We start from the raw sequence: 18124 nt of genomic DNA on the forward strand, positions 1-18124 counted from the left end.
TCCATGCCTGAAACTATACTGCCACCAGCCGACAGGCTGCTGGAAGTCAACAATCTGTCCTGCGGCTATGGTGGCGACTCTGTCGTAAAAGACGTCAGCTTCGCCCTGAGCCATGGTGACATTGGTTGCCTGCTCGGCCCCAGCGGCTGCGGCAAAAGTACCATTCTCAGAGCCCTGGCCGGTTTCTTGCCTTTAAACAGCGGAGAAATCCAGCTTCAGTCTCAGGCAATCAGCCTCCCCGGGCGCACCCTGGCTCCCGAGAAGCGCCGTATCGGCATGGTATTTCAGGATTATGCACTTTTTCCCCACCTGACCATCGCCGATAATGTCGGGTTTGGCCTGAGGAACATGGACAAGGCCGAGCGCCGTCAGAAAGTCATGGAGCTGCTCAACCTGGTGCATCTGCAAGACCTGGCGAACAACTACCCCCACGAGCTGTCCGGCGGCCAGCAACAGCGGGTAGCCCTTGCCAGGGCGCTGGCGCCTGAGCCAACGCTTATTCTGTTGGATGAGCCATTCTCAAACCTGGATACCGACCTTCGTCGCCGGCTAAGCCTGGACGTGCGGGATATCCTGAAAACACTCGGCATCAGCGCTATTCTGGTCACCCACGACCAACAGGAAGCGTTCGCCATGTGTGATCAGGTGGCCGTCCTCAAAGACGGTACGCTGCAGCAGTGGGACGTGCCTTACAACCTGTACCACGAACCCGCCAATCGCTTCGTAGCCAGCTTTGTGGGCCAGGGTGGCTTCATTCCCGGCACTGCTCTGGGGCCCGACACCATTGAATCCGAACTGGGCGTGATCCACGGCAATCGGGCCTATAAATGGAAACCGGGCACACTGCTGGATGTTCTGATTCGCCCGGACGACATCGTCTACGACGAGCACTCAGACCTGAAGCCAAAAGTGGTGGAAAAAACCTTCGCAGGCACGTCAACCCTTTACCGGTTCCGGTGCTCGGAAGATACCGAATTCGAGGCCCTGTTCCGGAGCCACCTGGATTTCCACATGGGCGAACACGTGCCGGTGCGTGTCGAAGCCGATCACCTGATTGCCTTCGAGCGCACCAGTTAATAGAGCGGGTCAGTTGTTACAGACCCGCTCCACGGCATCCAGCCAGCCAGCATACAGCGATTCCCTGAGCGCCGGCTTCATATCCGGTCGAAATTGCCGCTCGCACTCCCACAGGTCGGAGATCTGGTCCAGACTCTCGAACACCCCGGTCTGCAATCCTGCCAGATACGCCGCCCCCAGCGCCGTGGTTTCTGTTACCCGGGGTCGGTCAACGGTCACGTTCAGAATGTCACATAGAAATTGCATTACCCAGTCATTAACCGCCATGCCGCCATCCACACGGATAGACTCAAGGCTTGCGCCGTCATTGCGGATTGCCCTCACCAGATCCTTGGTCTGGTAACACACTGATTGCAGCCCGGCGGTGACGATTTCAGCAATCCCCGTGTCACGGGTAAGGCCCAGAATGGCCCCCCTGGCATTTGGATCCCAGTGTGGCGCCCCCAGCCCGGTAAAAGCGGGCACCAGGTAAACCGGGTTATCCACGCCCACCGTCTCGGCGTGGCCTGCCGACTCGCTGGCATGGGTAATCAAGCGCAGACCATCTCTGAGCCATTGCATGGCGGCACCGGCAACAAAAATACTGCCCTCGATCGCATAGCACGGTTTGCCATTCAGCCGGTACGCCAGGGTGGTCAATAACCGGTTTTCCGAACGCAGGGCTTTATCACCGGTATTCAGCATCAGAAAGCAGCCCGTCCCATAGGTGCTCTTGGCCATACCAGGTTTGAAACAGGCCTGCCCGATCAGCGCGGCATGCTGATCACCGGCAATACCTGCCACCTTAACCGGTGCACCTAGCCACTCCTCACGGGTGTCCCCATACTCATCGGCGCAGTCCAGCACCTCTGGCAGCAACGCTTTCGGCACCCGAAACAACGCCAGCAGGTCATCATCCCAATCCTGGCTGTGGATATTGAACAGGGCTGTTCGCGATGCGTTGGTGGCATCTGTGTAATGGGACTGACCGTTGGTCAGGTTCCACAGCAACCAGGTGTCGATCGTACCGAACGCCAGCCTGCCGGCTTCAGCTCTCTCGCGCGCACCCTCTACATTATCCAGCAGCCAGGCAACTTTGGTGGCAGAAAAGTACGGATCAATCAGCAGGCCAGTACGCTCAACCACCATGGCCTCATGGCCATCCGACTTGAGTTTGGTACACAGGGACGCGGTACGGCGATCCTGCCAGACGATGGCGTGGTGGATGGGTTCGCCGGTTTCACGGTCCCATACAACCGTCGTTTCCCGTTGGTTGGTGATGCCGATACCCGCGAGGTCAGATGCCTGGATACCAGCTTTATCCAGAGCACTGCGACACACTGCCAGAGTGCTGTCCCAGATTTCCACAGGGTCATGCTCTACCCAGCCGTCGCGAGGGAAATACTGGTGAAACTCTTGCTGGGTAACCGCCACCTGTGCCCCCCTGGCATCGAAAACGATTGCCCGGGAACTGGTGGTACCCTGATCAATGGCAAGCAAATAGCGGGACATTAGGTTCTCCTTTTTTCGGAGAGTCTACCAGCCCGAACGCAATCCCGGTGTGAATAACCACTAGAGGCGGGAAATTTTGCATAAAAAAAGGGCCGGATAAATCCGGCCCTCAAATGACGAATGAAACAAGGAAAGTTCGTAAGAACTACAACCTCAAAAGTCATCCCTTACGCTGTCTATTCTCAGCCGGGGAGCCGCCCCATTCAGTAGTTATTCTGTAGAGCTTTGTTACATCAGGTGAGGTCATGAGCACTGGCTCACAAAATGGCATCGTCCGGCTTACGTCTTGGCCAGACCAGACTGAACCTTGCGCCACCAAGTTCGTCACTGCGCCCAACAAATGCCTGGCCACCATGCCAGTACAGAATGCGCCGTACAATGGACAACCCCAGGCCATAGCCACCGGAGGTTCGGGTGCGGCTGTCATCCAGCCGGGCAAAGGCCGTGAACACCTTCTCCCAATCCTGCTCGGGGATCCCCGGGCCATCATCTTCTACATCAACCCGGCAGTTATCCTCATCAAGATGGCAGTTCACCAGCACCCTTCCGGCGGCATAGCGTCCTGCGTTACCCACCAGGTTCTGGATAGCCCGGTGAATGTACCTCGGCTCCACATCCGACAGCGCCCAGCGCTCAGATTCTTCATCTATCCGACACTCAATCTGGATCTCCGGGCGGATCATCTGTTGTTCAGATACCACCTGCCGAACCAGGTCTGTTACCGAGTCCTCGCGCAAGCTGAAAACCGGCCCGCCCTGCTCCAGACGAGCATAGGTCAGTATTTCATCAATCAGCTCATCAAGCTCCTGGATATCACCGTCGATACCCTCAAGTTGTTTTTCCAGTACTTCCTGGCTACTTCCGGATTCGATCATCTGGACACCGAAGCGAATTCGGGCAACGGGAGTGCGCAGCTCATGGGAAACGGCATGAATCATTTCCCGCTGCACCTGAACCAGGCGCTGAATGTGCTCTGCCATACTGTTGAAAGAGCAGGCGAGCCGCGACACCAGTGTGCCATCCTCCGACTCCACTCTTGCCCCCATTTCACCGCGTCCAATACGCACTGCTACAGACTCCACCTTCCGGAGATGGCCATCAACAAACCGCATGGCCAGTAGCAGGGCTACCGCCAGCACTGAGCCCACCACAACGGCAAGCAATGCAATCATTGGCCAGGCCCAAGGATTGAATGGCTGCGGCATACGGACAACAACCAGATCGCCTTCCGACAGGCGCAGTAACACCTGGGCGTTTCTGGTGCCCTGCTCACTAAAGACCACCATGCCATTGTTGGTGATGTCGTCAAGGACATCCTGATCGGGCAGTACCTGCAGGTCCTGAATCGGCTCAACATCCACGCCTAACGCTTCCGCCAGTTGCCCGGCAACATCGGCTCGCTGCTCCGGGCTGACGGTTTCGAGGTGCCACCGGACCACCAGGGCAACCGCCTGGGCCATTTCCCGATATGGCTGTTCAAGGCGAAGGCTGACAACCTCCCCTTCAAACGAACGAACCAGATAGCGAAACCCAACATCCGTACGTTGCGCCACCACCTGCCCATACCCCAGCCGCTCGACGACCACCTTATCGAGATCAAATTGCTCCGGCGGACCAGAGCGCAGATCGAACAGAGAGGGCATCCAGTGATACTGCCTGGCGGGCGCGGGCGTCGCCGCCAGCCATCGCATCAAAGGGTCTGCAAAACGCTCATGCCAGAATTGATGACGAACGGAGTTGATTCCGCTAAACAGAAGAACACACATGAGGATGACCAGCGCGGTTACACCGGCCAGGCGAGCATAGACTGTCAGGAAAAATTTCAGGGACATGGGGCCTACCCTGGTAACACGGCCTGCCCGCCAGAGCGTGCAGGCCGCGGAAAAACGGTCAGGCTTCTTTTACGAACAGGTAGCCTTTACTGCGTACCGTTTTGATGCGACGGGGGTGAATGGGATCATCGCCGATTTTCGGCCTTATACGGGACACCCGAACATCGATCGAGCGGTCCTGGCCGTCATATTCGATACCGCGCAAGGCGGTAAAGATCTCTTCGCGGCTAAGCACCCGCCCCGCATTGCTGGCCAGCAGCCAAAGCAGGTCAAATTCTGCGCTGGTCAGATCAATGCTTTCTTCACTGAGCCAGGCCTCCCGCATAGATCGATCAACCACCAGGTCATTGAACTGCAGGCGCACAGGCTCCTCACCACCTTCCTCTGGCTTGCCGGCAGGTGCGGTTTCCACCCGCCGAAGCATCGCCCTGATGCGGGCCAGCAGAACCCTTGGCTGCACCGGCTTGCCGATGTAGTCATCCGCACCCATTTCCAGACCCAGTACCTGATCCAGGTCGTCGGTTCGGGCAGTGAGCATGATGATGGGGCCAGAATAGAAAGGCCTGACTCGACGGCAGATCGACAGCCCGTCTTCGCCCGGCAACATGAGGTCCAGAACAACAAGATCTGGCTGCTCATTACGGATTCGTTCAACTGCGGCACCACCGTGAGTTTCCAGGGAGACCGTCAGCCCGTTATTTTCGAGGTACTCACGGGTAAGGTCCGCAAGCCGTTCATCGTCCTCTACGATCAGGATTCGCCAACTCTCGTTTGTCTGTTCCACGCCATCCATCTCTGTTTTTTTATTCCGGTTTTTGGGGTCGTCCACCCGACAATACAGGCAACGTACCGTTACAGCAATTATACATGCTATTCAGAAATATACATGGAACGGTCATAGGGTTACAGCCTGTGACACAAATCCGGTTTGTGGACGTTGCCGGCCATTGTCATACAGACGTCACCGGCAGTTAACCTCACTGTCACAGGAGCTTCATAGCCTTGGCTTGTGATTGAAACAAGAGGCCAAGGCCATGACAGCACAAATCGCCCGCTCCCAGCCACGCCGGGGACGCCAGCTAAAAACCACCCTGACACGCTGCCCACAGCTCATCGAAACCGCCCAGCGCCTGCGCTACCGGGTCTTCTCCGAGGAGTATGGCAGTGATCTTGGCGCCGCCACGCCGGGTATAGACGCCGATGCCTATGATGCCCTGTGCGACCATCTGATTGTTACCGACGCCGGCACCGGTGAAGTGGTTGCAACCACTCGCATCCTGCACCAGAACGACGTGCCTTCGGTTGGCGGCTTCTACTCGTCAGGCGAGTTCGATCTGAGCAATCTGGGCAGCTTGCCGGGCACGCTTGCGGAACTGGGCAGAACCTGTGTGCATCCCGATTACCGCAATGGTGGCACCATCACCCTCCTGTGGGCAGCCCTGGCGGAATACCTGGATAGCCGGAACGTAGATTACCTGATTGGCTGCGCCAGTATCAGCATGGCCGATGGCGGCATGAAAGCCTGGCGGATAGCTCGGCACCTGCAGAATGAATACCTTGCCGCCCCGGCATTCCGGGCAACCCCGCGCCGGGCTCTGCCCCACCTGACCCGCGCCGAACACGAACAAAGCGATGACGTGCCAGCCCTGATTCGCGCCTACATGCGCCTTGGCGCCAGGGTGTGCGGAGAACCCTGCTGGGATCCGGACTTCCGCTGCGCGGACCTGCTGGTGGTTCTGGAGGTCAGCAAACTGACCGCCAGGTATAGTCGGCATTTCATGGGGCGCACTGCCTGAAGGCAAAGGAGCAGGAAATGGGGTGGATACGATTACTGATCCGGCTTACCGGGTTCCTGGTGTTTCTTGCGGGCACCTGCGCCCTGGCCATCACCCTGAAACTGGTCGACCTGTTCCGGCGACAACCGGTCGACCGGGCGCCCTGGGCCGCTTTCTGCTTCCGCCGGGCCTGCCAGTGCCTGGGGTTCCGCATTCAGGTGCATGGCCAGCCAACAGACGCTCATGCACTCTACGTTGCCAACCACATCAGTTGGTCTGATATTCCAATCCTGGGGTGCATAACGCCTCTGAAATTCCTGTCCAAGGCTGAGGTGGGCAACTGGCCAATTATCGGCTGGCTCGCCAGGCAAGCAGGCACCTTGTTCATCCAACGCGGAAGCGGCCAGGCCAGGCGAATAAAAACGGAGATAAGCCGGTGCCTGAACGCCGGGGAGTCCGTCCTGGTGTTTCCGGAGGGCACCACCAGCTCAGGTGTCGCGGTACTGCCAATCCACGGCTTTTTGTTGGCTGCAGCCAGCAACGCCAATACACCGATCCAGCCGATATCCATAGGTTACCGCAGAGCACATCGCCCGGATCCGATAGCTCCGTTCATTGGCGACGACAGCTTCCACACCCACCTGGCTCGGCTGCTCAGGCAACCGCCGACCCAGGTAGACGTAGTGATTCACCCAGCCATTGACCCGGCCCAGGTGGAATCGAGCAACGCGCTGACTGCGTTAATCCACCAGCAGATCAGCTCCGGGCTAAAGCAGATTCATTCTGGTGGATTCGAGACGGCATCCAGCGGCCTCAGAACAGCGGCCGCCCCTGGGCTACCTCGTCTTCCGTAGCCTCCCTGCGGCCGACAATCTCCAGATCAAAGTACAGGGTAAAGCCAGCCAGAGGATGATTGGCGTCCACTTTCACCAGATTGCCATCAATAGCTGCGACCTGTACCACTTGCGCCTGATCACCCGAGTTGGTCTGGAATTTCATACCAACCTGCAGGTTTTCCACTCCTTCAAACAGGGAGCGGGGCACCTTGCGAACCAGGTCCTCGCGATAGTCTCCGTAGGCCATGTCCGGGGGAATGGTCACTTCAAGACAATCCCCCACCCGGCGATCTTTCACGGCTTCCTGGATACCGGCAATGATTTCGGGGCTGCCGTACAGAAAGTGCAGTGGCTCACTGCCTTCCGAGGTATCCACCAGTTCACCCACTCGGTTCTTGAGCACGTAATGGACAGTGAATACTTCGGGCTTTACTTGCGGCTTATCGGCTTGCATCAGCTTGTTTTGGTTCCTGTATCTTTACGGGGTTCAAGTTTTTGCAGGCCATGGATAACCAGCTTCCGGTCCAGCTTTTCCCGGAATCCTGACGGCTTTTTCAACCCCATCCGGTCAATCAGGGCATCATAGCGTCCTTCTTCGTCATCTGCCTTCAGGGCCTGCCAGATGGTCGCCAGTTTACCACGGGGAGTGGCGGTTGCGGCTTTCAGCCCTTTAAGGGCTTTCCCTAACTTCAATTCCTCGTCGGTGAAATCCTTGCCAAACGGGAACGCCGGGAACCAGTCGCCCTCACCCCCGGCTTTCAGGGCCCGGGCAACGTTCTCAGGGGAATTCTGGCGCCAGTGTGCTGGCAGTTTGAAGTCCGACTTTACCTTTCCGGCTTTCTTGGCCTGGGCCAACAGTGACTCCTGGAACCGGGAATCGGCGATCCGTATCAGCCTCAGGAACACCTCTTCATCAGACTGCCCACGAAGGTCTGCGATACCATATTCGGTGATCACTATATCCCGCAGATGTCTCGGAATGGTGCAGTGAGCGTAGTTGAACACAATGTTCGAGACGGTCCTGCCACCGGATATCCGGGTAGCCCTCAGCGCCAGGATGGAGCGAGCCCCCGGCAACTCATGGGCCATGGCCACAAAGTTGTACTGGCCGCCGACACCACTCACTACGCGACCATCCGCCAGACCGTCGGAAACCGCTGCTCCGTTGAGGGTATACATCATGGCAGAGTTGATAAAACGGCCATGAACCCGTTGAGCAGCCTTGAGTTTCTGATCACCAAAACGGTGATCATACAGGTGGTTAATGAAATTCACGCTGGTCATACAGATCTTGTCGCGCTGCTCGTCTGACAACTCTCTCAGGGCCTGATAAAACTTCTCCGGACCAACATAGAAGCCGCCGTGCATGGCAATACCGCCAGCCAGCTTGTCACCCAGCGCCAGCGCCTCAAGCGCCTTTCGGGTATCGTCATTAGAAAGGTCCGCCTCAACCGATACTTCCTCATTGAGTCGAATCCGTCCACCCTTGAACTCAACATGGTCACGCAGCAACCCGTGCCGGACCAGCCAGTTCACATCCCGCGCCCGCAACGGCGAGTCGATCAGGCCTGCCTTATGTAATACATCGAGGGCTTCCAGGCTTGGAGTCTCGGTCAGTTCACCGCGATTGATCAGGGTCTGCAGTTCCGGATGGTCATAGACTTCTCGTTTGAGAATGCCCTCCTGCAGCAGATAGACAAAACCGTCCACCATCATTTCGCTGCATCCATACAGCCCCTGTTCAAAAGGTTCTGTTCCACCATACTCCTGCACCACCGGGAACTGATCCTTCACTTGCAAGTGATCGAACACGGCTTTCCAAGCGTCATTATGCTTGTGCCTGATAATGGCGCTGTGCACCAGGGCGGCGCCAAGAGACCCGATCCCCACCTGCAGGGTACCGCCATCTTTCAGCAAGCTACTGGCATAAAACCCGATCATATGGTCCGCCGGGCTGACCGCCATCTGGGGTGCGGAGAATAACGGATAGTCAGAGGCCCGGTGGGACAGGATCACGTCAAACTGGCTGGCGTCAACTTCGGCGTGATGACCGAACCACGGCAGGTGGTGATTCAGTTCCGCCACCATCGCTACCGGAGTGCCCGAAGCTTCCCGTTCCCGGAGCAGTGGCATGATGTCCAGCGACAAATCGGGATTACAACTGAAACTGAGTTGTCCCGGCTGACCATGATCTTCACCGGGTGACATCAACTGACCCAGCACATTAACCCCCTGAGCCATCAGGTCCCGGACAGCATGTGTATAGTTGGTAGAGACGTAGTTGCGCTGCTGGCTCTGATTATTAAGGTAACTGCCTGCCTTGAAGAAGAACTCCGAGACGGTGACGTTGTCTGGCAGCCGGTTCCGATTGACGTCTCTCGCGTATGTGAGCTCGGGAATGTTGCCGTATAGGCGCTTGGTAAACGGCCCGAGAAAACGCTTTTCCAGGGATGATGCGCCCTCGGGAGCCAGCAATGACAAAGCGGTGACAATGTGAAGCTGAATTTCCGGATCATCCTTGGCGCGCTGGTAGAGGGCATTTGCAAAGCGAACCGGCTTGCCAAGACCAAGAGGCAACCCCAGCGTAATCCGCTTGCCAACCCGTTCGATTACCCGGTCGACGCACGCGTTCGCGTCGTCATAATAGACTCCGTTCTGTTCTGCCATCACCAGCTCCCCACTGTTTGAGAATCGCAACGGGTTCGATGATCACACGACAGAATGAAGCTGACAATGCGTCAAGTCATGAGATTGGTTGATTAGAGGAAGTAGCTCGGGGAAAAAGCTAAAACGGGGGGGCTTTAAGGTAACTCAGAAACGCCAACGCAAATTAAGGGCCGCACCCTCGTTCAACAGGCCAATGCCGTGATCAGGCTGCGCGGGGTCAGATGCGTAGGTCTTCTGCTGGGCGCGGCGGCTCAATCCAATACTCAACAAACGCGAACCAATAGCGGCAAAGGCGTCCAGATGGTCGTCCTCGTAATCTCCGGACATCCACTCCTGAAGCTCGTAGATTTCCTCGGCCGATACCATGTCATCACGCTCAGCCATCATACGATCGGCCAGAATAGGCTCAGCGGCTTCTGCGCGGACAACGAACGCGACGAAGTTGAGAGCCAGCAGGGCGACAAACAGACGAATGATCATGATAACAATACACACCCAGAAAAATGATTTCGGAACATTGATGCTTCAGTACTAAAGTCTAATGATTGCCACCGAAAATGGTGTGACTTTGCACACAAATGCGCCAGCCGTTCGACGCAAACTGGTTATTTTTTTGTCAACAAATGATCACTTGTATTGCAATCTGTAACTGCCCTGCCCAAAGCCAATGAAACAGGGCGACACCTCTGGCGGTTGGCTCTTCAGGGACAGGGGTAGGTGAACTCGTCGTGAATAGCCTCTACGGCCGCCACCAGGTCAGGGCTGAGCCGGATATCCGCAGACCCGATATTTTCCTTCAGCTGATCCATGGTGGTTGCGCCGATAATATTGCTGGTTACAAACTCCCGGCTATTCACCCAGGCCAACGCCAGCTGCGCCGGGGTCAACCCATGGTGATGAGCCAGTTCCACGTAGGCACGAGTAGCATCAGCCGCCCTTTCCCCGGTGTATCGGCTGAAACGTTCGTAAAGCGTCAAGCGGGCCTTCTCCGGCCATTTGCCCCCCAGATACTTACCGGTCAGCATGCCGAATGCAAGGGGTGAATAGGCCAATAATCCGGTGCCTTCCCGGTGGGCAAACTCCGCCAGGCCAAGCTCAAACGACCGGTTGAGCAGACTGTAAGGATTCTGGATGGAAACCACCCTAGGCCACTGCTTCTCGCGGGCCAGGCGAAGATATTCCATGGTCCCCCAGGGCGTTTCGTTGGACAAGCCAACGTGGCGAACCTTGCCCTCCTTGACCAGCTCATTAAGGGCACCCAGGGTTTCCTCAATGGGTGTCGAGGTTTCATCCGGGTTACGCTGATACCCCAGCTTGCCAAAGAAGTTTGCGCTGCGGTCTGGCCAGTGCACCTGATAAAGGTCGATGTAATCGGTTTGCAGACGCTTCAGGCTGTTTTCACAGGCCTCCCGAATATGCTCCCGAGTCAGTCTCGGGCCGCCGCGCAGGTAACTCAAACCATTGCCTGGCCCGGCCACCTTGGTGGCGATGACCAGATCGTCCCGGCGTCCCCGGCGAGCAAGCCAGTTGCCCAGGTAGCTTTCAGTCAAACCCTGGGTCTCCGCCCGTGGCGGCACTGGATACATCTCGGCCACGTCAATGAAGTTGATACCAGCTCCAGTGGCATAATCCAGTTGTTCAAACGCTTCCTGCTCGGTGTTCTGCTCTCCCCAGGTCATGGTTCCCAGGCAGATCAGACTGACGTCAATGTCGGTTTGTCCAAGTTTTCGCGTTTGCATGAGTTCTCCTCGTGCACATAGAAGACGTAAAGGGAATGTCACAAAGTTGTCGCATGGCTGTCATGCCGGATTTCCATAGTAGAAGCATGACAGTGACATTTTCAGGACGCATCGTGACCAACCCCAGGCTGACTGACCGGCGCCCGCAACACATTACCATTGTTTCGGAGACGTTTCCGCCGGAAATCAACGGCGTGGCCAACACCCTGAAGCATCTGTGCCAGGGGCTGATGCAGCGCGGACACAAGATCACCGTTGTGCGGCCCAAGCAGGCCCATGAACAGAAAGGGTTGTTTGAAAGCACGGGCGATGGTCTCTTCACCCGTGAACTGCTGGTCACCGGCCTGCCCCTGCCCGGATACAGCGACCTGCAGTTCGGCATATCGCGCCAGGCCAGCCTGAAAAGGCTATGGCAAAGCCAACGCCCAGACGCCATCTACGTTGCCACTCAGGGCCCGCTGGGGGTCGCGGCGGTATCCGCCGCCCGAAGTCTTGGCATCCCGGTGTCGTCCGGCTTTCACACCAATTTCCACAGCTACTCCCGTTACTACGGTGCCGGGGGCCTGGAACGACTGCTCTGCGCCTATGGCCGCTGGTTCCATAACCGAACCGCCATCACCCTGGTGCCAACCCGCAAAATGCAAACGGTTACACAAGCCATGGGTATCCACCCGACCGGCCTGTGGAGCCGCGGTGTGGACTGTCATCGCTTTACTCCCCACAAACGTGACCATGACCTGCGCGCCCGCTGGGGGCTGACCAGCAGTGACCGGGCGGTACTCTACGTGGGCCGACTGGCCGCCGAGAAGAACCTGCGCATGGCGGTCGCCTGCTTTGAACGGATCCGTGGCCTCCACCCCAATGCCCGTTTCATTCTTGTGGGCGATGGCCCAATGCGTAAACAACTGGCGGAACGCCACCCGGAATACATTTTCTGCGGCACCCAGCGCGGAGAGGATCTGGCCAGGCACTACGCCTCGGGCGACCTGTTTCTGTTTCCAAGCAAAACCGACACCTTTGGCAACGTAGTCCTTGAGGCCATGGCCAGCGGGCTGGGCGTGATCGCCTTTGACGACGCCGCGGCCGCCGAGCACCTTCGCCATGAAGAGAACGGACTGAAGGCAGGGCTGGCGGAAGACGAAGCCTTTATCAACCACGCACTGCGACTGGCTGACCAGCCCACGCTTCTGAACCGGGTTCGCGCCCAGGCCCGCCTGGATGCGCTGGATCTTAGCTGGAACAGCCAGATTGAACAGTTTGAACACCTGGTACTCAACCAACCGGCACAGGCCCGATACCATGGCATTAGCAAACAAGGCATCTCGCTTCTTTGACCTGGCCGACCAGCGCGAGTATGCGCTGTGCCAGGCCATCAACCGTACAGTCAGGTTCCGGCCTGTACTGAGCTACTTCCGGGTCGTCAGCCGCCTTGGCGACGGCTGGTTCTGGTACGCACTGATCCTCGCCCTGCCTCTGCTGGCTCCGGAACAGGGGTTGGGGCTGGCGGTGCTGATGGCCTTTACCGGACTCACCTGCACCCTCACCTACAAAGGCCTGAAACACAAACTGATCCGGGAGCGCCCGTTTATCTCGTTTCCGGCCATTAACTGCGGCACCCCGCCGTTGGATCGCTACAGCTTCCCATCCGGGCACACCCTGCATGCGGCCTGTTTCCAGGCCATGCTATTCGTGGTTATGCCGGTGGCAGGCTGGTATGTGTTGCCCTTCACGCTTTCCGTAGCCGCCTCTCGGGTGGTCCTGGGCCTCCACTATCCGAGCGACGTCGCCGCCGGCGCCGTCATCGGCGCTGCCATGGGCTGGGGGTCGGTGGTGATGTTCGCTTGATGTTTTGAATTCCGGAAAGCTCAAGCCAAAAAGAAAAATCAGTCGAACAGCCTCAGCTGGGTAACCGGGGCTTCATCGTTGCGAAAACGCACGCCTACACCCAACAAACGAACCGGGCGATCCTCGCGGGTGACCAACTCATCCAGCAAGGGCTGGTAATCGGCAACCTCGGGTTCGGCCACTGAGTCCCGTACCCGCTCCAGGGTATGGGTTGAAAAATCACTGTAGCGGATTTTCACAAACAGCTTGTGGATGGGCTTCTGCCGCCCCTTCCTGGCCAGTCTCAGATTGAGATCCGCCACCAGGGCGGGCATCACGGTTTCACAGGCGGTCTTATCCGGCAGATCCTGGGAAAACGTCCGCTCCACGCTGACCGATTTCGCCACCCGCGAGACAATCACCGGCCGCTCATCCCGGCCCGCAGCCATTTCAGATAACCGGTAGCCCTGCTTGCCGAATTTCTCAATCAGGGTGTCCACCCCCAGCAACTGCATGTCACCGCAGGTTTTCACGCCCATTGAATGCAGTTTGGCGGCCGTCACCTGTCCCACACCGAACAGCTTTTCCACCGGCAGGGATTCGACAAACTCCGGCACCTGCTCCGGCGTGATCACAAACAGGCCATCGGGCTTGCGCCAGTCACTGGCAATCTTGGCCAGAAACTTGTTCGGGGCCACGCCGGCGGAGATGGTAATACCCACTTCCTGCCGGACCCGCTCGCGCAAATGCCGGGCCATCAGGGTGGCGCTGCCCCGGTGTTCCGTTATGTCAGACACATCCAGAAAGGCTTCATCCAGTGAGAGGGGCTCAACCAGATCGGTCATTTCCCGGAGAATGGCCATTACTTGCTGAGACACCGCCCGATATCGCGCCATATCCGGTGGCACGGTCACCAGCCCCGGGCAGAGCCTGCGGGCTTCACTGCCGGGCATGGCCGAGCGCACACCAAAGGCCCTTGCCCGGTAGTTGCACGTCGTCACCACGCCCCGGCCTCCGGCGCCCCCAACCGCAAGGGGCACGTCCCTCAGCGTTGGGTCGTCGCGCATCTCGACCGCCGCATAGAAGCAGTCGCAATCCACATGAATGATCTTGCGCTGGGGCATGGTCCGTGGGCTCGCGTAAACAATCTGTACATTTATACAGCCTTGTATCTTAAGCTAACATGCAGAGAATGTCAGGAACCCGAACATCAAACCGGAACGTCATCTGCGAGGCCCCATGACCAACCCCATACCCGAGTCTGACCGCACTGAGATCGAAGCCGCTGCTTTCAGGCGCCTGGTGGAGCATTTACGCCAGAATACCGACGTGCAGAACATTGACCTGATGAACCTGGCGGGCTTCTGCCGCAACTGCCTGTCCAAATGGTACCGGGCAGAAGCACAGGAAAGAGGCTTTGAGCTATCCGATCCGGACGCCCGGGAAGAAATCTACGGCATGCCCTATGAGCAGTGGAAAGAAAAATATCAGATTGGTCCGAAGCAGGATCACAAATAATGAATATCAATGAGGCAGTGCGCATCCACCTGGCTTCTCTCGACGCGGGCCACGCCAATTTTGATGATACCCTGGCGCTGATCGACCAGTATTTCGAATTTCAGCCCACGGGCTTCAACAATGGCCCCCTGAGAAATGAAGCCGGCGAAAATGCCGGTTCCTGCCGGGTCTTCGCACTGGGCCAGTACTGCAACCTGAACGAGGCGGATACCCTGAACCTGTTTGCCCAACACTATCAGCAGGTACTGGGCGACCCAGCAGGCGAAAGCCATGGCAACATCCGCCAGTTCATCAGCACAGGCTGGTCTGGCATCCGGTTTGATCAGCAGCCACTGCGAGCCCGCAACGAACCCAACCAGTAAGCCACCAGGGAAGACACTGATTCATGAGCGATACCGCCGCCTCCGGGCTAAAACAGAGTTTCCAGCTGAAAAGTGCCTCTGTTTCGCTGACAGCCCTGGAACTTTATTACTTCGACAACGACGATTTCGAAGCCAATCTCCGGGACAAGATCAGCCAGGCTCCGGGATTTTTCAAAGATATCCCCCTGGTGATCAGCCTGGAGAAATACGAGGGGCTGGACAGTGAGCTGGACTTCTTCAAGATGATCGGCACCTGCCGCCGCCATAACATCCATGTGATCGGCGTTCGGGCCGGCAACGACGATCAGCGCCGCCTGGCGCGCGGGGCCTCACTGGCGCTGTTTCCCGGCAGCAGCCCGCGCGACCAGGCACCGGCCCGGACAAAGCCTGATGAGGCATCCAGTCCGGAAGCCGAGACCTCCAGCCCCGCTGACGTTCCCACCAGCGAACCGGCTGCGGCCAAGATCGTCAGCCAAACCGTTCGCTCGGGCCAGCAGGTCTATGCGCCGGAAGGGGACCTGATCATCCTGGCCCCGGTTCAGGCCGGTGCCGAAGTGCTCGCCGCAGGCAATATCCACGTGTACGGACCACTCAGGGGGCGGGCGTTGGCAGGCATCCATGGGGCTGAAACCGCCCGGGTATTCTGCCAGTCACTTGAAGCAGAGCTTGTGTCCATCGCCGGACACTATAAAATCTCCGAAGATCTTCAGGACAATGGCTGGAAAAGCGCTGTGCAGATCCAGCTCAGGGACGACCTGCTGGTGGTGACGCCACTGGACAAGGCCTGATGTTGTGACAGCCAATAACAACGTTGAAGACATGACGAATCCACTGCGAAACAGGAACTGAACCTTGGCTAGAATCATTGTCGTTACCTCAGGAAAGGGCGGCGTTGGCAAAACCACCACCAGCGCCTCAATCAGTACCGGCCTTGCCAAGCGCGGCCACAAGACCGTCGTAATCGACTTCGATGTGGGCCTGCGCAACCTTGATCTGATCATGAATTGTGAGCGCCGCGTGGTGTATGACTTCGTCAACGTGATCCAGGGCGAAGCCACACTTAATCAGGCGCTGATCAAAGACAAACGGGTAGACACGCTGTTTATTCTGCCCGCCTCCCAGACCCGTGAAAAAGAAGCACTGACCAAAGACGGTGTGGAAAAGGTCATCAACGAACTGTCGGAAACCTTCGATTACATCGTCTGCGATTCCCCGGCAGGCATTGAACACGGCGCTCTGATGGCCCTGTACTATGCCGATGAGGCCATTGTGGTCACCAACCCCGAAGTCTCCTCTGTGCGGGATTCCGATCGCATTCTGGGCATCCTCCAGAGCAAGTCGCGGCGCGCCGAGATGGGCCAGGACCCGGTCAAGGAACACCTGCTGCTGACCCGCTACAACCCGGACAGGGTAGAACGCGGCGAGATGCTGTCGGTGACCGATGTCGAAGAGATTCTGGCGATACCGCTGTTGGGCGTAATCCCGGAGAGCCAGGTGGTACTGAACGCCTCCAACCAGGGCCTGCCGGTGATTCTGGAAGACCAGAGCGATGCCGGCCAGGCCTATGACGACGCCGTTGCCCGGCTTCTGGGAGAGGAGCGCGAACACCGCTTCATGACCTCTCAGAAAAAAGGTTTCTTCTCACGGATGTTCAAAGGGGGCTAAGGGATGAGTTTTCTGGATTATTTCCGAAGCAAGAAGACCAATACTGCGAGCGTTGCTAAGGAACGGTTGCAGATTATCGTGGCCCACGAACGGGGCCAGCGCGACATGCCGGATTACCTGCCACAGCTCCAGAAGGAGCTGCTGGACGTGATTCGCAAGTATGTGCAGATCAGTGACGATATGGTTCAGGTAGACGTAGACCGTAACGAAAGTTGCTCGGTACTGGAACTGAACGTCACCCTGCCGGAAAAATAATCGCTACGCCCGCCTTACCAGCGGGCATAGTGGTCTTCCATCAGTCCCCGCAGCCCGTCTACGGGGACTGACTGGCCCGCCTCATCTCTGACCGTGCCCCGGAACGTACCCACAAACTGCCGGAAATTGGAGGCAAGCACGCCAGCGTTCAGGCGTTCCTTGCGCATGCCTGCAGGCACAAAGCTCAGGTCCACCAGGCCATCCTCGGTGGTAACCCGCCAATCGGCACCCGGCCGATACCGGTCAAACTCGAAGCGGGCGGCGCCCAGCTTCACACACCGGCCATCCAGCCACAGGGCATTTTCAGTCATCCCGGTTTCATTCACACCGGCCGCCAGATTAAGCCCCACAGACACCCGCCGCTCCGTTACCCCGGCAAGACAGGCCCAATTCCAGGCAGTTTCCCGGCGCATAAAGCCACAACTCCAGTCGATGGAGCCACGGGTTTGCTCATCACAGCGCCACACCTGCTGGCCCCAACGCACCTCTCCCTCAACCGGCACACCGGCCGATTTACGGGTAAAAACCCAGCCATTGTAGCCTGCCGGGCAAACCAGCCTCAGGGGTTGTTCGGTGTCTTGCAACTCCAGGTCCACCTGAATGTTACCCGGGGCCGTTACCCGGATGTTGCGGCCTCCGGTAGCCGGCTCGATGGCCATCGACACCTCGCCTTTGCGGAACCGGGCATGACCATGTTCGGGATAGGGTTCAATATCGGTGTGCCGGGCCAGCGGCTGCATGAACGACTGCTCAAACATTTGGCCACTTTCAAAATCAAACAGATAGAAAAAACCGTTGCCCACCAGTTTCAGGTCCACAATTGCCATGCCGAACACCCAGCCCGGCGCCATGGCGCTGACAAACTGGAACTGGTTGAACCGCCAGCGCCGGGCCAACCGGGACCGGGGCCGGTCCATGACCGTCCGCAGGTCGTAGTCCATGTAGTTAATCGTCTCAACCGGGTGTTCCAGCACTCCCGGTGCAATTCTGCCCTTGGCGTCAATCAGGTTTTTTTTGTTCATATTTGTCGTCAGATCAGGCCATTCATAAGTTGAAGCGCAACAGTACGCTACCTGGTTCACA

General features: G+C 57.8%; 19 protein-coding genes. 10 read left to right on the forward strand and 9 right to left on the reverse strand.

What is annotated here, in order from left to right; all coding sequences use genetic code 11:
* Positions 1–3: 3 nt before the first annotated feature.
* The gene (locus tag ABIE59_RS03535) at positions 4–1077 is read left to right on the forward strand and encodes an ABC transporter ATP-binding protein (protein ID WP_354444304.1); all 1074 of its coding nucleotides are present in this window, start codon (positions 4–6) and stop codon (positions 1075–1077) included.
* A 9-nt stretch (positions 1078–1086) separates the two neighbouring features.
* Here ABIE59_RS03535 and glpK read toward each other — a convergent pair whose 3' ends face one another.
* The 3 genes from glpK to ABIE59_RS03550 form a co-directional block, all read right to left on the reverse strand.
* Complete coding sequence (gene glpK / locus ABIE59_RS03540) at positions 1087–2568, reverse strand: glycerol kinase GlpK (RefSeq protein WP_354444306.1); 1482 nt, start codon at positions 2566–2568, stop codon at positions 1087–1089.
* Positions 2569–2825: 257 nt separating this feature from the next.
* Entirely contained in the window at positions 2826–4400 is a 1575-nt protein-coding gene (locus ABIE59_RS03545; protein WP_354444308.1) for an ATP-binding protein, read from the reverse strand.
* Positions 4401–4458: 58 nt separating this feature from the next.
* On the reverse strand, positions 4459–5193 hold the full coding sequence (locus tag ABIE59_RS03550) for a response regulator (RefSeq protein WP_354444310.1): 735 nt from the start codon (positions 5191–5193) through the stop codon (positions 4459–4461).
* 241 nt (positions 5194–5434) lie between these two features.
* Here ABIE59_RS03550 and ABIE59_RS03555 point away from each other — a divergent pair, with 241 nt between their 5' ends.
* Both ABIE59_RS03555 and ABIE59_RS03560 read left to right on the forward strand, forming a co-directional pair.
* Positions 5435–6196, forward strand: coding sequence for a GNAT family N-acetyltransferase (locus ABIE59_RS03555; RefSeq protein ID WP_354444312.1), 762 nt, complete (start codon positions 5435–5437; stop codon positions 6194–6196).
* A gap of 17 nt (positions 6197–6213) precedes the next feature.
* Positions 6214–7029: a lysophospholipid acyltransferase family protein gene (locus tag ABIE59_RS03560; protein WP_354444314.1), complete on the forward strand. Its 816-nt coding sequence runs from the start codon at positions 6214–6216 to the stop codon at positions 7027–7029.
* Here the strand turns inward: ABIE59_RS03560 and ABIE59_RS03565 are convergent.
* From ABIE59_RS03565 to ABIE59_RS03580, 4 genes are all read right to left on the reverse strand, one after another.
* Positions 6989–7465, reverse strand: a complete 477-nt coding sequence (locus tag ABIE59_RS03565; protein WP_354444316.1) for an FKBP-type peptidyl-prolyl cis-trans isomerase — start codon at positions 7463–7465, stop codon at positions 6989–6991. The two genes, ABIE59_RS03560 and ABIE59_RS03565, sit on opposite strands and share 41 nt — an antisense overlap.
* Positions 7465–9678 (reverse strand): acetyl-CoA hydrolase/transferase C-terminal domain-containing protein, encoded by a 2214-nt coding sequence (locus ABIE59_RS03570; RefSeq protein WP_354444318.1) that lies wholly within the window; start codon positions 9676–9678, stop codon positions 7465–7467. Before ABIE59_RS03570 ends, ABIE59_RS03565 begins: the two co-directional genes overlap by 1 nt.
* 144 nt (positions 9679–9822) lie before the next feature.
* Positions 9823–10158: a hypothetical protein gene (locus tag ABIE59_RS03575; RefSeq protein WP_354444320.1), complete on the reverse strand. Its 336-nt coding sequence runs from the start codon at positions 10156–10158 to the stop codon at positions 9823–9825.
* A 221-nt stretch (positions 10159–10379) separates the two neighbouring features.
* Positions 10380–11417, reverse strand: coding sequence for an NADP(H)-dependent aldo-keto reductase (locus ABIE59_RS03580; protein ID WP_354444322.1), 1038 nt, complete (start codon positions 11415–11417; stop codon positions 10380–10382).
* An 86-nt stretch (positions 11418–11503) separates the two neighbouring features.
* Between ABIE59_RS03580 and ABIE59_RS03585 the strand changes: the two genes are divergently transcribed.
* Positions 11504–12751: a glycosyltransferase family 4 protein gene (locus ABIE59_RS03585; protein ID WP_354444324.1), complete on the forward strand. Its 1248-nt coding sequence runs from the start codon at positions 11504–11506 to the stop codon at positions 12749–12751.
* Positions 12717–13262 (forward strand): phosphatase PAP2 family protein, encoded by a 546-nt coding sequence (locus ABIE59_RS03590; RefSeq protein WP_354444326.1) that lies wholly within the window; start codon positions 12717–12719, stop codon positions 13260–13262. The genes ABIE59_RS03585 and ABIE59_RS03590 overlap by 35 nt, the downstream gene beginning before the upstream one ends.
* Before the next feature lie 38 nt (positions 13263–13300).
* Here the strand turns inward: ABIE59_RS03590 and dinB are convergent, their stop codons facing one another.
* Positions 13301–14365: a DNA polymerase IV gene (gene dinB / locus ABIE59_RS03595; protein ID WP_354444328.1), complete on the reverse strand. Its 1065-nt coding sequence runs from the start codon at positions 14363–14365 to the stop codon at positions 13301–13303.
* Between the two features lie 115 nt (positions 14366–14480).
* On the opposite strand from dinB, the gene ABIE59_RS03600 reads away from it, so the two are divergent.
* The 5 genes from ABIE59_RS03600 (at position 14481) to minE (ending at position 17041) form a co-directional block, all read left to right on the forward strand.
* The gene (locus ABIE59_RS03600; RefSeq protein ID WP_058091762.1) at positions 14481–14759 is read left to right on the forward strand and encodes a DUF1244 domain-containing protein; all 279 of its coding nucleotides are present in this window, start codon (positions 14481–14483) and stop codon (positions 14757–14759) included.
* Positions 14759–15121, forward strand: coding sequence for a HopJ type III effector protein (locus ABIE59_RS03605; protein ID WP_354444331.1), 363 nt, complete (start codon positions 14759–14761; stop codon positions 15119–15121). Before ABIE59_RS03600 ends, ABIE59_RS03605 begins: the two co-directional genes overlap by 1 nt.
* Positions 15122–15144: 23 nt before the next feature.
* Positions 15145–15909 (forward strand): septum site-determining protein MinC, encoded by a 765-nt coding sequence (gene minC / locus ABIE59_RS03610; protein WP_354444333.1) that lies wholly within the window; start codon positions 15145–15147, stop codon positions 15907–15909.
* A 64-nt stretch (positions 15910–15973) separates the two neighbouring features.
* Positions 15974–16786 (forward strand): septum site-determining protein MinD, encoded by an 813-nt coding sequence (gene minD, locus ABIE59_RS03615; protein ID WP_061332318.1) that lies wholly within the window; start codon positions 15974–15976, stop codon positions 16784–16786.
* A 3-nt stretch (positions 16787–16789) separates the two neighbouring features.
* Complete coding sequence (minE, locus tag ABIE59_RS03620) at positions 16790–17041, forward strand: cell division topological specificity factor MinE (protein ID WP_061332319.1); 252 nt, start codon at positions 16790–16792, stop codon at positions 17039–17041.
* Between the two features lie 14 nt (positions 17042–17055).
* Here minE and ABIE59_RS03625 read toward each other — a convergent pair whose 3' ends face one another.
* Positions 17056–18063 carry a DUF2804 domain-containing protein gene (locus ABIE59_RS03625; protein ID WP_354444335.1) on the reverse strand — a complete coding sequence of 336 codons (1008 nt, stop codon included), beginning with the start codon at positions 18061–18063 and terminating at the stop codon, positions 17056–17058.
* Positions 18064–18124 lie beyond the last annotated feature (61 nt).

It is taken from the genome of Marinobacter sp. MBR-99, assembly GCF_040547575.1.
In the GTDB taxonomy this organism is placed as follows: Bacteria; Pseudomonadota; Gammaproteobacteria; order Pseudomonadales; family Oleiphilaceae; genus Marinobacter.

Coding starts and splice junctions, on each gene's coding strand:
- ABIE59_RS03535 (WP_354444304.1), top strand. CDS start 4: ATGCCTGAAACTATACTGCCACCAGCCGACAGGCTGCTGGAAGTCAAC.
- glpK (WP_354444306.1), bottom strand. CDS start 2,568: ATGTCCCGCTATTTGCTTGCCATTGATCAGGGTACCACCAGTTCCCGG.
- ABIE59_RS03545 (WP_354444308.1), bottom strand. CDS start 4,400: ATGTCCCTGAAATTTTTCCTGACAGTCTATGCTCGCCTGGCCGGTGTA.
- ABIE59_RS03550 (WP_354444310.1), bottom strand. CDS start 5,193: ATGGATGGCGTGGAACAGACAAACGAGAGTTGGCGAATCCTGATCGTA.
- ABIE59_RS03555 (WP_354444312.1), top strand. CDS start 5,435: ATGACAGCACAAATCGCCCGCTCCCAGCCACGCCGGGGACGCCAGCTA.
- ABIE59_RS03560 (WP_354444314.1), top strand. CDS start 6,214: ATGGGGTGGATACGATTACTGATCCGGCTTACCGGGTTCCTGGTGTTT.
- ABIE59_RS03565 (WP_354444316.1), bottom strand. CDS start 7,465: ATGCAAGCCGATAAGCCGCAAGTAAAGCCCGAAGTATTCACTGTCCAT.
- ABIE59_RS03570 (WP_354444318.1), bottom strand. CDS start 9,678: ATGGCAGAACAGAACGGAGTCTATTATGACGACGCGAACGCGTGCGTC.
- ABIE59_RS03575 (WP_354444320.1), bottom strand. CDS start 10,158: ATGATCATTCGTCTGTTTGTCGCCCTGCTGGCTCTCAACTTCGTCGCG.
- ABIE59_RS03580 (WP_354444322.1), bottom strand. CDS start 11,417: ATGCAAACGCGAAAACTTGGACAAACCGACATTGACGTCAGTCTGATC.
- ABIE59_RS03585 (WP_354444324.1), top strand. CDS start 11,504: ATGACAGTGACATTTTCAGGACGCATCGTGACCAACCCCAGGCTGACT.
- ABIE59_RS03590 (WP_354444326.1), top strand. CDS start 12,717: ATGGCATTAGCAAACAAGGCATCTCGCTTCTTTGACCTGGCCGACCAG.
- dinB (WP_354444328.1), bottom strand. CDS start 14,365: ATGCCCCAGCGCAAGATCATTCATGTGGATTGCGACTGCTTCTATGCG.
- ABIE59_RS03600 (WP_058091762.1), top strand. CDS start 14,481: ATGACCAACCCCATACCCGAGTCTGACCGCACTGAGATCGAAGCCGCT.
- ABIE59_RS03605 (WP_354444331.1), top strand. CDS start 14,759: ATGAATATCAATGAGGCAGTGCGCATCCACCTGGCTTCTCTCGACGCG.
- minC (WP_354444333.1), top strand. CDS start 15,145: ATGAGCGATACCGCCGCCTCCGGGCTAAAACAGAGTTTCCAGCTGAAA.
- minE (WP_061332319.1), top strand. CDS start 16,790: ATGAGTTTTCTGGATTATTTCCGAAGCAAGAAGACCAATACTGCGAGC.
- ABIE59_RS03625 (WP_354444335.1), bottom strand. CDS start 18,063: ATGAACAAAAAAAACCTGATTGACGCCAAGGGCAGAATTGCACCGGGA.